This is a genomic window from Melghirimyces algeriensis (assembly GCF_900182565.1).
Lineage (GTDB): Bacteria > Bacillota > Bacilli > Thermoactinomycetales > DSM-45169 > Melghirimyces > Melghirimyces algeriensis.
In genome coordinates this window covers 45,688-57,479 of the sequence record NZ_FXTI01000015.1, presented here as the reverse complement: position 1 = coordinate 57,479, position 11,792 = coordinate 45,688, and the positions used below count along the sequence as shown (strand labels likewise).

Sequence of the window (11,792 nt, the reverse complement as noted above, 5' to 3'; positions counted from 1 at the left end):
TTGAACCGTTCTCAAATTCATCACCTATTGCCAATTTTACAACGAATATTATATAGATTCAATATATCTAATTAAACAGGTGCAAAAAAAGAGAGCAAAAGAGGGTCAGGCTTGCGAGAGGGGTAAAAAACACCCCTCCCTCGCCTGACGCTCGCTCTCATCCCCATAGCTAAAGCTAGGGGTTTTCTCGCTCGCAAAGATATAAGATAGACATTTTGAAAGAACAATATGAACTATGCATCTATGACAGCAGAGAAGAATTGGATCGTGGATGGCTTTCATAAAATGTTTTAAAATAGGAGATAATTATGATTAAACGGGAACATTTAGAAGAAATGAATTATCATGTAAGAGAACTCGTTGTTTTAGAAGCCCTTTTGAGAAGGATCTCACTTGTGAATATGCCATTCATATTAAAAGGCAGCCTATTGACAAGACAATACTTGGATAACCCAGATGTTCGAGATGTGGAAGATATCGACTTTTTGTATATGGGGAAAATCAGTGATATAGAACATGCACATGAAACATTTACAAATTGGATGATTCAAGTGACAGAAATGGATTTAGACGATGGCATAACGTTTAGAAGCTTTCGAGAAAATGCATTTTGGAGAGATATCGACTATGCCATGGCGGATGATTTTCCAACTGTATGTACGGACCTTGCTTACTTTTTCACAGATGAACCTAGGAAAGTTGATCATTATGATGAGGTTTTTCTGGATATCTCGTTTAACTTGGAAATGGAAGCAGAACCTGTTTCACTGGAGTATCGACCCGTTTTTGGAGATCGTTTCATTGTTCCGTACTCTGTACCACTCTCGATCCAGGTCGCTTGGAAACTCCATCAAACAATTGTGAGACCAAGGTTCAAAGATCTTTATGATTTAAAGTATTTATTATCACATCCATCATATGATGGTGATGCACTTGCAGAAACATTACAGACCCTCGTTAATGAATGCAGTCTGGATCAATCGATTACAAAAGCTGATATCAAAAAGGTACTTGTAGATGATTTAAGCAACTTATATCATTCATTATCCAATGATTATTATCTAAGAGAATATGCTGGTAGCAAACATCATAAAGATTATTTTATGACATTTGTCACTGATTTACGCAAAATCATGGACTTTGCCGGTATTAACAAAAATGCATATGATCATTTACCAAGTCCATCATGCAAAGAATGACAAAAAACGGGTGTACATTCAAACACTCTTTAGCGTCTAGACGTCCGACTCCCTGTACCATGGGAATCGGACTTTTTGCGTACACCACTTCATTCATTACAGTTGCATTCAACGATTCGTCTTTAATTTACTTTCTCCCTATACCCCTGTAATTGCCAGTTATATCTCCCGGTTGGAAACCCACTCAACAGAGCTGTTCATCAAGAATGATGAAAAAGTTTTTGACAAATTGGTGAAAGTAGACAAAAATCGAAACGGTATTTACGAATAAATTCATCGCCTGGGGATTTTGAGGAGGTATTCCTTCGATGATGGATGATGTCTTATTGGGTTTTTTCGCTCTTATCTGTACGTTTTTAATGGCCTTTTTTAACATCAACAAGTTTTGGATCGGTCGACCCCGCAACAAACGTGGATAAATATAACCCCAGGGAAAACGAAGTAAGAGCCACCAGCAACAGCTGGCGGCTCCTTATTTTTTAACAAAAGGGTACCAACTGAAGATCATTTGTGTACATCCCTCAAAAAAGGCCCTAAGCCAACAATGCCGATAAAATCCATTTCAATTAAAACATAGCATCCACCGTTTTATGCCTTTCTCTCTTCTTTTTAGGAAGCAAATGGTCGAGTGACAGAACAGAGTGCTTTACTGTTTTCGTTCATTATGACATTCCCAGCGAACCACTGGTATCCATCATGGCCAGAACGACAGCGTTGGAGTGTGGGATGGTGATGTCTTCCCAGGTTTTAAAACGAAGATCATCATCGGAAATGCGGGGAAATCCGCGTTGGCCTTTCATTGCATTTCTTTTCAGGGATTCCAGCAGGGTGCGCTTCTTGTCAATATTTCCGATCAAGCCCTTTTTCCGGACGTCATTAAAGCGAATATCTTTTACTTCCACTTCATTCGGTTCCTTTTGTTCCAACCTTGGAAGTTCCATTTCTGAAAAAAGAATATTCTCCAGCTCCTCCATGGAAACCTCTGCTTCATAGTAATCCTGACCCGGCGCATCTCCTGCCCCCTCTCCTTTTCCAGCTCCAGCTTTGACCGGTTCCCGTCCAATAACGTCCCCCACTTGACTTTTACCGGCCCCTTGACCCACATGTTTTCCTTTATTGGCATCATACCGAAAATGGTATTCTTCCATGGAACGGATGGGGATTTTCATCACTTTTTGACCATCGGAGAGGATAATGCTTTCCTCATTGATCAGGTCGGACAGATTTTCCCTGATCGCTTCTTTTACTTTCTTTTGATGACGCATCTGATCCTGGTACCCTTTCCGGTGCAGGGACCAGTCTTCCCTGGAAATAATAAAGTTTAAACCGTCCACTTTCATTCACCTCCCAACACCTGTCAAAATCCCCTTACCGATTTAACAAGCTGCCCACATATTTCAACAGGTTATTGGCACAGGTGGGACAGTATCCATTATTGTCTATCAGTGTAGCCGTTACTTCGTTAATCTTTTTCAATTGATTTTCATCCGGAGTTTTGGTGGATGTCGTAATCTTGACAACATCCTTTAAGTCGGCAAAAAGTTTTTTCTGAATCGCCTCCCGCAACCGTTCGTGACTGTTATAGTCAAACGTCTTGCCCTTTCTGGCATATGCGGATATACGGATCAAAATTTCTTCCCGAAAGGCTTTCTTGGCATTGTCGGAAATGCCGATCTGTTCCTCTATGGAGCGCATTAACTTCTCGTCAGGGTCCAGTTCCTCACCCGTCAAGGGATCTTTCATTTTGCTTCCGTTACAATAAGATTCCACATTATCCAGATAGTTGTCCATCAAGGTCTTGGCTGACTCTTCATAGGAGTAAACAAACGCCTTTTGAACTTCTTTTTTCGCCAACTCATCATACTCTTTTCTTGCGATTGAAATAAAATTCAGATAACGCTCCCGTTCCTCCTTGGTAATGGAAGGGTGCTGATCCAACCCCCCTTTAATGGACCTCAGAAGATCCAATGCGTTCAGACAATCTGCTTCCGTACGGATCATGGCACTGGAGATTCGGTTGATTACATATCGGGGATCAATTCCGGACATCCCTTCATCCAAATGTTCATTCCGCAACTCTTCTAGGTCGGCTTCTTTAAAACCATCCACAGCCTGCCCATCATACAACCGCATCTTTTTCACCAAATCCATTCCCTGCTTCTTGGATTCTTTCAACCGCGTCAAGACGCTGAAAATGGCAGTTGCGGCCAAGGCATGCGGAGCCATATGCACATGACTCAGATCACTCTGGTGAATCAGCTTTTCATAGATTTTCTCTTCTTCGGAAACCTCCAGATTATATGGAATCGGCATAACAATCATCCGGGATTGAAGCGCTTCATTCTTTTGGTTTGAGATAAACGCCTTGTACTCCGCTTCATTTGTATGGGCGACGATCAATTCATCCGCACTGATCAATGCAAATCTTCCAGCCTTAAAATTCCCCTCCTGTGTCAGGGACAGCAGATTCCACAGAAATTTTTCATCACATTTCAGCATTTCCTGAAACTCCATCAACCCTCGGTTGGCTTTATTTAATTCCCCGTCAAAACGGTAGGCACGGGGATCGGATTCAGACCCATATTCAGTAATGGTGGCAAAATCAATGCTTCCCGTAAGATCAGCGATATCCTGTGATTTCGGGTCCGAGGGACTAAATGTTCCGATGCCGATCCGGTCATCTTCGGAGAAAAGAATCCGTTCCACCGGAAAATCTTCAATCTGTCCGTTATATTCCTTTTTTAAGCGCAATCGGCACGATGGACACAGATTGCCCTCGATTCGAACACCCAGCTGTTTTTCCACGGTAGCACGTAATGATACGGGAACCAGATGCAAGGGCTCTTCGTGCATCGGGCAGCCCTTGATCCCATATACCGCCCCCTTCTCTGTTCGCGAAAAGGCTTCCAGCCCCCTTTTCAGCATCGTGACAATCGTGGATTTTCCTCCTGAGACCGGGCCCATCAAGAGTAAAATCCGCTTGCGAACATCCAGCCTCCGGGCAGCTGAGTGGAAGTATTCCTCCACCAGTCGTTCAATGGGGCGCTGTAATCCAAACAATTCCCGGTTGAAAAAAAGATAGTTTTTATTCCCCTGATGATCCTTTTCAACACCAGCCTCGGCAATCATATGATAAACTCTGGAATGAGCGGTTTGAGCCAGCTCCGGACGTTTTTTAACCATCTCAAGGTAGTCTCTGAAAGTCCCTTCCCACGCCAGTTCTTCTTCTCGCTGTCTGTACTCTGCAATACGCCTCAGGATGTCCATAAGAGCCTCCTCTCAACTTCCAGGATCAGATAAACGCATCGTTATATCCAAGATATTCAGCCTGCACCTGGTACATGTGCCTTGCAATCAAGTGATCCCTTCAAACTTTATCCTGTTAACATGCTGAAATTGTCTGCGGATAATATACCCTATGCCAAAAAAGAAACTTGTTTCTCAAAATTCACTTCGAACCAGCTGACAAGAAGGGATAATATTTATTTATTTTTTTAAATAAATAATTTTGATGAAAAAATAGTTTAAATAGACTATTGACCCGGCAACACAGCACCATCTATGATAAAGCTAACTTCTTTACACCATGAAGGGTTCATTCTATTCTTCACTAAAAGGGGACGGAATCATGGATGATCGAAAAAGTAAATTTAAAAAGAAAATGAAAAAGCGAAAAATTGCGGTAATCTCCGGGGTAGCCGCAGCTCTTTTGGTAGGCTCTTTGGCCTATGCGGAAGTCTTTCCATCCAGCACTGCTGATAGCGCCAAAGGCCAAGCAACGAAACAGGCAAAAGTGGATTCAACAGTGGACGAGTACAGTGAAATGTCTGATGAAGAATTGGTAGAAGAAGTCAGTTACTACAATGACATTTCATTGTCTGAAGAAGAGATTACAAAAAAGCATCAAGATATTGTCGTAAAAGTAAACCAAGAGGCCAAAAAACAGAACATTAAACCTAGTTTAAAAAATGAACGATATCGGGACTTTCTCAAACAACAAGGAACCGATTTACATGGTAAAACAGATGAACAGAAAAAGAAGCTTGCCGAACTGGTCAAATTGGTGGACCAATATGAAAACAAACTGCTCAATGAACGAATTCGGGAACTGATCAAAAAAGCCAAAAGCAAAGGGTTGACCAAGGAAGAACGTGCTGAACTGCTCAACCTTCTTCCGGTCAACAACCCCGGTTCCAAGCTTAAGCCGGATCCCAATGAGAAAAAACACAACACCCCTGAGAAAAAACATAAGGATAAGCAGGAACCCGGAAACAAAGAACCTGATAAACAAGAACCCGAAAACAAAGAGCCCGATAAACAAGAACCCGGTGAGCAAAAACCTGGAGAGGAGAAACCGGGTGAACAAGAACCTGGGAAGCAGAAACCTAGAAAACCAGAATGTCAAGAAGACGGATGGTTTTCTGGATGGTTTCAGGATGGACAAGACCCCTGTAAAGAAGAACCCAGCGAGCAAAAGCCCGGTGAGCAAAAACCCGGTGAGCAAAAACCCGGCGAACAAGAACCCGGTGAACAGGAACCTAGTGAACAAGAGCCCGGCGAACAAGAGCCCGGTGAGCAAGAACCTGATGAGCAAGAGCCCGGTGAGCAAGAACCTGATGAGCAAGAGCCCGGCGAACAAGAACCTGATGAGCAAGAACCTGATGAGCAAGAGCCTGATGAGCAAGAGCCTGATGAGCAAAAGCCTGACGAACAACCGGGAACAGAAAACAATGGATACGATCGGTCCAAAGCACGGGATTATGCCTATAAATGGTGGAATAAACGCAATAATGAGGAATACGGCTATTACAGCAGAGCCAAAGGTGGTTGCTATGCCTGCTGGTATGACTGCACCAACTTTGTCTCCCAAGTGATTCAAAATGGAGGAATCAAGGAGCGTAAGGGACGTTGGGACTGGTATGATTACTGGTACTATGACGATAAGAAACCGAGCATGACCTGGGGCTTGGCGCACAGCTTCTATAAGCATATGAAATTTGTACGAAACGCACAAAATGCCTCCACGATCTCCCAGCTGAAAGTCGGAGATATAGTCAATGTCGATTTTGAAGGGGATGGAAATATCGACCATAGTGTCGTCATCACCAAAATCAAAAACGGCCAAATTTATGCCACATATCACTCTAATGATAACAAGGACAACAATATCACCGATTGGCTGTACTTTTACGATGTCTATGCGTGGAAAATGGGAACCGTTAAAAACAATTATTAAGCAAAAGCCTCCTGTTTAAAGCAGGAGGCTTTTCATCGTTTATGAATGGAGAAACATTCCGTTTCCTTCCTGTATATCCTTATAAAGTTGCTCCAACGATCCACTTTGATCCGGCTTGTATACAGGATTTCCCCGGTCAATCAGACAGTCGGTTACAAGGTAGGTTTTCATGCCGACAGTACCTGCCACCAGATCCTCCTGTACATCATTCCCAATCATAACACAGTCTTCAGGGGAAACCTCCATCTTCTGAGCTACTTCCAGAAAATATCCCGGATTGGGTTTACAAAGATAGGATTCTTCATAGACAGATACCCATTCGACTAAGTCTTCCACCTGCGCCCAACGCATCCGTTCCAAGATCGCCATTCTGGGAAACACCGGATTGGTGGCAACTGCTACCCGATAACCCCGATCTAGAGCAGCCTGTATGATTTGTCGGGAAATGGGGGAGGGTTGAATATATTTTTTCAGGGTTGGAAACTGTTCTCTGTAAAATTTGTCAAAATGGGGCCAAATTTCTTCTTTTTTCATACCGGACAGACTCAAAAACCGCTGTTGAAACACCTGTTCATTGGTTAACGTCTCATCCTGATTTTCAATCATCGTTTTGGTTGCATCCCAAATCAATGGAAGCAGTTGATCCGATGGAAAGATATCTCCCATATACAAAGACAGCGCGTTAATATATTCTCTGATAAATGATTCCGTATCCATTGGTAACAACGTCCCATCCAGATCAAAACAACAAACTTTCATCCATTTGTCGCCCCTTCTATTCTCAATTCAAACCGGGAAAATGCGTTTGCCGAAGTGCCTCATATAAGATAATCGCTACGGAATTTCCTAGGTTGTGCGACCGAACCACCGGACGCATCGGAACCCGGATACAGGTATCCTGATAGGCTTCCAAGATTTCATCCGGCAGCCCTTTTGATTCCTTTCCAAAAACAAATACATCTCCTTCCCGGTAATTCATATGGCTATAACATGTCTTTGCTTTTGTCGTCGCACAAAAAAACCGGTTTCCGGGCAGTGACTGCACAAATTCATCAAAAGAATCATAGTAGCGAACATCTACTTGATTCCAATAATCCATTCCCGCCCGCTTGAGATATTTATCTTCAACAGAAAAACCGAGAGGTCGGATCAAATGAAGCACTGAACCCGTGACGGCACAGGTTCGTGCTATATTTCCTGTATTATTTGGGATTTCCGGTTCTACCAGACAGATATGAAACGACATCGACCCATTCCTTTCCGATTGATTCCTTTAATCATTTTAACGAAAATCAATAGAGATTCCCATTTTTTTTATTTGATTTTTATGTTGTTTCCAATGAACCGCTACACGTATACTGGTAATGAAACAAGGGGGGACAATTATGACAAAAATTGCTTTGGTAACAGACAGTTCCTGTGATTTGCCTATCGATCTGTTGGAGCGTTGGAACATTCGGGCGGTTCCCCTTCGAATTATATATAACGAAAGGGAATACCGGGATGCGATCGATATCTCCCCTAATGACGTTTATAACCGCCTTGAAGATGAAATTCCCACAACCTCGATGCCCACTCCCCAGGATATGTTGGATACATTTGATCAGTTGAAAGAAGAAGGATATACGCACTGTCTGGTTATCTCTCTCTCTTCAGGATTAAGCGGAACATATCACAGTTTTCTCCGGATTGCCAAAGAATATGAAGGAATGAAAGTGGATGTCATCGACTCCAAAGGCCTTTCTTGGGTGCTGGGATTCCTTGTTCTGGAAGCCGCTCGCTTAATTCAGAAGCAATGGGACTACGCTGATATCCTAAATCGGGTGGAGCAGGTTAAGAAAAAAATCAAGGGTTATTTTATTGTTGACACCCTGGAGTATTTGAAAAAAGGTGGGCGAATTGGTAAGGTTGCAGCCTCTCTGGGGTCCATTCTCAACCTGAAACCGATTATATCCATTGATCAGGAAGGGAAATACTATCCGCTAAGCTTGGCCCGTGGCAAGAAACAGGCGATCAAAAAGCTGATGGAACCGGTACTTGAACAGATTCAGTCCTCTAAAGTCCGAATCGCCGTTCTGCAAGGCCAGGCAGAGAAGGAAGCTGAAGCCTTAAAAGATCGTTTGAAGGGTCTGGAAAATGTCTGTGAGCTCTATGTAAGTGCCATCAGTCCTGCTCTAGTCGTCCATACTGGTCCCGGACTCCTCGGATTGGTCGTTGAAAGAATGGAATCGCATCAGCCTTGAACAGCAGACGGTCCTTTTAAGCGAAGAAGCTTAGTGAAAATATCGAAAGAGAAAGGAGTTGATGGAAAATTACAGAAATTTATGATACCGCAGAGAAATGGGAGCAAATCATTCAATACTATTTAAATGAATTGAAACATTATACTTTGGAGCAATTGCAATACAAACCACACCCCGATCAATGGTCACTGGGACAAATGTACAACCATTTGATTCAAATTTCTTTAAACATGCAATTTCCGGCGATTAACCAGTGTTTAAGCAATGAAGCCGAGTGTGAAGAAGAAAAGACAGAGGCGGGAGTTCGCGTCTTCCAAAACGGAAGCTTTCCTCCCATAAAAATTAAACTTTCAGACAGACTCGTTCCTGACTTTACTCCAGCTCAACCGGAAAGCAAAGAAGAGTTAGTTTCCGGACTGAAAAAAGTCCTGGAACAGGCAAACGAGAAAATAGATAGAATTTCATCCACCCCACACACTGGCAAAGTAGCACACCCCAGGTTTGGCGCCTTAAATGTACAAGAGTGGTTCCAACTGGGAGAAATGCATTTTCGCCATCATCTGCGTCAAAAAAAAGAGTTGGACCAAATCCTTGGCCTTTCCTGACTCTTACTGGAGCCCATAAACGTTTTATGGGCTCTACTGCTGATGCAGATACCGCTTATCTTTCAAAAACAACCGCCAAAAATAATAGAATCCGGGTACGAGAATGGCCATACCGATCATAAAGGAGATGAGCAAATAGCGAAGCATCTCCGGATTGGTTATACTTCCTTCTACGGTTAGGTAAGGGTAAACCAAATACGGAAGATGGGCTCTTCCATAGGCAAAGGATGCCAAAGCGTATTGAGCGATAAACAGTGTAAACGCTAATCTGGGAATCCCACGGGCCTTGTTCCCATCTCTTGGCCTCCAAAAAAGGGACAGGTAACCGATAAAAAAACAGAGAGACGAAAGAATAAACCACAAACGCTGATCCAAGAGATGTTCTCGGAGCCACACAGCTTCCTGTCCCATCAGCAAAGTGGTGAGCACAGCGGTTAACAGTGTAAAGGGGCCCAACCGTACCGCATGTTTTCGAAAAACCTGATAGGTGGACTCATCATCTGCTTCTCTGGAATAGTCGGCAAGAAAAGTGGCGGAAAGAAACAGTTCGCTTGCCAGTCCAAATGCCAAATAAGCATATGTAACCGGACTGGTAAACAATTTTCCCACCTGTAGCATATGGGTATCGGGATCAATGAATCCACCCGCCAAGATGGGCAGGATACTTACCAAAAGAGCCGGGATCAGCACACCTGTCACACCTGACACCAGATCCAGCGTATCCCTAAACCGCTGTACAGAATAGTGAAATACCATGAAGGCACTTCGAATGGTCAGCAAAATCAGGACCAAACTTCCAGGAATCAGCAAAGCCATTCCAAAGGTGTAAATAGCCGCTGGAAAGAAACCGACCAGACTGACAACCAGTAATACAAGGAAGACATTGGTCACTTCCCAGGTCGGAGAAAGAAAACGGTTGGCAATGGAACCGGCCTGTGTATCTCTTTTCCGTGTATAAAACATGCTCCAAAATCCTGCCCCGAAATCGACTGAACCCAATATGGCGTATATAAAAACAAACAGCCAAACGAGAGAAATGGCCAACAGGGGGTCATTCATCCCTCACCATCTCCTTTCTGTCGGATGTGCCTGAATCTGTTTCCATTCATCCTGCAACGGATGCCGTTTGAAGTAGGAACGCATCACAAGGATGGTCCCAATAAAAAGCAGGATATAAAGGGAGATAAATAGAACAAACCACAACCCCAGTCCAGTTGCACGGGTGACGGACTCAGCTGTTCGCTGATAATGGTAAACAGTCCAGGGTTGCCTGCCACTACAGGTGAAAATCCATCCAAATTCAATGGCCAGCATGGACAAAATGCCTGTAGAGGACAAGATCCACAACAGCCATCGGGGGAGTGCTTCCCTGTGTCGTCGTCTCCATTTGATGATCCATGAAACAAGCGACAGAATCATCAACAGTGTTCCGATCCCAACCATCAGATTAAACAATGTATGAACATAAAAAGGCGGCCAATTTTCCCTCGGAAAATCGTTTAGCCCCTTCACCACCGCATCAAACCGATTGTCAGCAAGAAAACTGAGCATCCAGGGAATCTTGATGGCTCCCACCAATTCCCCCTTCTCCAAATCCACCACTCCACCCAACGCTAACGGAGCATAGGCTTGTGTCTCAAAATGCCCTTCTGCGGCCGCCAACTTCTCCGGTTGGTATTCGTACAAAACCTGCCCCGCAGCATGTCCATTCCAAGCAGTCGCCAAAGACATGATTCCCCCGACCGCCAGGGACATCATTAACGCTTTTTGATGGTAGCGAACCTCCCGATAGCCCTGTTTACGTCGCAACAGCCGCCACGCTGCCAGACCGGCAATAACAAATGCACCTGTCATCCAAGCAGAGACTAATACATGGAGCGCGGCCGAAGGAAAGCTTGGATTGAAAAAAGCTTGCATGGGTTGTACATTTGTGATTTGACCATCACTGGTTTCAAACCCTGTCGGAGTATTCATCCAAGCATTGGCAGAAGTGATAAGAACAGCGGACGCACCACCACCCAGAGCAACCAAAAAAACACTGGCGATCCGACTGACGGGTGACAACCGATCGGCTGCATATACATAGATGGACATAAAGAGTGCCTCTATGAAAAAGGCAAACAACTCAATCTGGAAAGGGAGAGCAATCACCTCTCCCACCACTTCCATAAACCGGGGCCATAGAAGGGATAATTGCACCCCCACGATCGTTCCCGAAGGAATGGCCACTCCTAATAAAATCGCTTGAGCTTTCGTCCACCGCTTCGCCATCAATGTGTAATCCCGGTCACCGGTAACCTGATAGATAATTTCCGAAATCAGAATCATAAAGGGTAATCCTACACCCAATGTGGCAAATATGATGTGAAAAGCAAGCGAACTGCCAAACAATGATCGAGCTATCGTCAATTCATCCAATCTCTCTCACCTTTTTCTGTTATGATCACTCCCTTAGCATAAACAGAAGTCAGGTATAATATTCCAAATTTAAAACCCCTCAAGCAACAAT

The 11,792-nt window shown here is 43.8% G+C and carries 9 protein-coding genes and 1 pseudogene; 4 read left to right on the top strand and 6 right to left on the bottom strand.

Annotated features, from left to right (window positions below; translation table 11 throughout):
- Window positions 1-308: 308 nt before the first annotated feature.
- The gene (locus FN782_RS15620; protein ID WP_142506733.1) at window positions 309-1,199 is read left to right on the top strand and encodes a nucleotidyl transferase AbiEii/AbiGii toxin family protein; all 891 of its coding nucleotides are present in this window, start codon (window positions 309-311) and stop codon (window positions 1,197-1,199) included.
- A gap of 671 nt (window positions 1,200-1,870) precedes the next feature.
- On the opposite strand, the pseudogene FN782_RS15615 reads toward FN782_RS15620, so the two are convergent.
- Together FN782_RS15615 and FN782_RS15610 are read right to left on the bottom strand one after the other, a co-directional pair.
- A pseudogene (locus FN782_RS15615) lies at window positions 1,871-2,539 on the bottom strand (DUF444 family protein); the annotation flags it as partial.
- Window positions 2,540-2,567: 28 nt separating this feature from the next.
- Window positions 2,568-4,466, bottom strand: coding sequence for a PrkA family serine protein kinase (locus FN782_RS15610; RefSeq protein ID WP_142506731.1), 1,899 nt, complete (start codon window positions 4,464-4,466; stop codon window positions 2,568-2,570).
- Between the two features lie 361 nt (window positions 4,467-4,827).
- Between FN782_RS15610 and FN782_RS15605 the strand changes: the two genes are divergently transcribed.
- Entirely contained in the window at window positions 4,828-6,435 is a 1,608-nt protein-coding gene (locus tag FN782_RS15605; RefSeq protein WP_142506730.1) for an amidase domain-containing protein, read from the top strand.
- Window positions 6,436-6,474: 39 nt separating this feature from the next.
- Here the strand turns inward: FN782_RS15605 and FN782_RS15600 are convergent, their stop codons facing one another.
- The gene (locus FN782_RS15600) at window positions 6,475-7,194 is read right to left on the bottom strand and encodes an HAD family hydrolase (RefSeq protein WP_142506729.1); all 720 of its coding nucleotides are present in this window, start codon (window positions 7,192-7,194) and stop codon (window positions 6,475-6,477) included.
- A gap of 22 nt (window positions 7,195-7,216) precedes the next feature.
- Window positions 7,217-7,681, bottom strand: coding sequence for a tRNA (uridine(34)/cytosine(34)/5-carboxymethylaminomethyluridine(34)-2'-O)-methyltransferase TrmL (gene trmL, locus FN782_RS15595; RefSeq protein ID WP_142506728.1), 465 nt, complete (start codon window positions 7,679-7,681; stop codon window positions 7,217-7,219).
- A 139-nt stretch (window positions 7,682-7,820) separates the two neighbouring features.
- Here trmL and FN782_RS15590 point away from each other — a divergent pair, with 139 nt between their 5' ends.
- Entirely contained in the window at window positions 7,821-8,678 is an 858-nt protein-coding gene (locus tag FN782_RS15590; protein ID WP_142506727.1) for a DegV family protein, read from the top strand.
- A gap of 68 nt (window positions 8,679-8,746) precedes the next feature.
- Window positions 8,747-9,283: a DinB family protein gene (locus FN782_RS15585; protein ID WP_142506726.1), complete on the top strand. Its 537-nt coding sequence runs from the start codon at window positions 8,747-8,749 to the stop codon at window positions 9,281-9,283.
- Between the two features lie 33 nt (window positions 9,284-9,316).
- Here the strand turns inward: FN782_RS15585 and FN782_RS15580 are convergent, their stop codons facing one another.
- Together FN782_RS15580 and FN782_RS15575 are read right to left on the bottom strand one after the other, a co-directional pair.
- Window positions 9,317-10,342, bottom strand: coding sequence for a cytochrome d ubiquinol oxidase subunit II (locus tag FN782_RS15580; RefSeq protein ID WP_142506725.1), 1,026 nt, complete (start codon window positions 10,340-10,342; stop codon window positions 9,317-9,319).
- Window positions 10,343-10,345: 3 nt separating this feature from the next.
- On the bottom strand, window positions 10,346-11,701 hold the full coding sequence (locus tag FN782_RS15575; protein ID WP_142506724.1) for a cytochrome ubiquinol oxidase subunit I: 1,356 nt from the start codon (window positions 11,699-11,701) through the stop codon (window positions 10,346-10,348).
- Window positions 11,702-11,792: the final 91 nt, after the last annotated feature.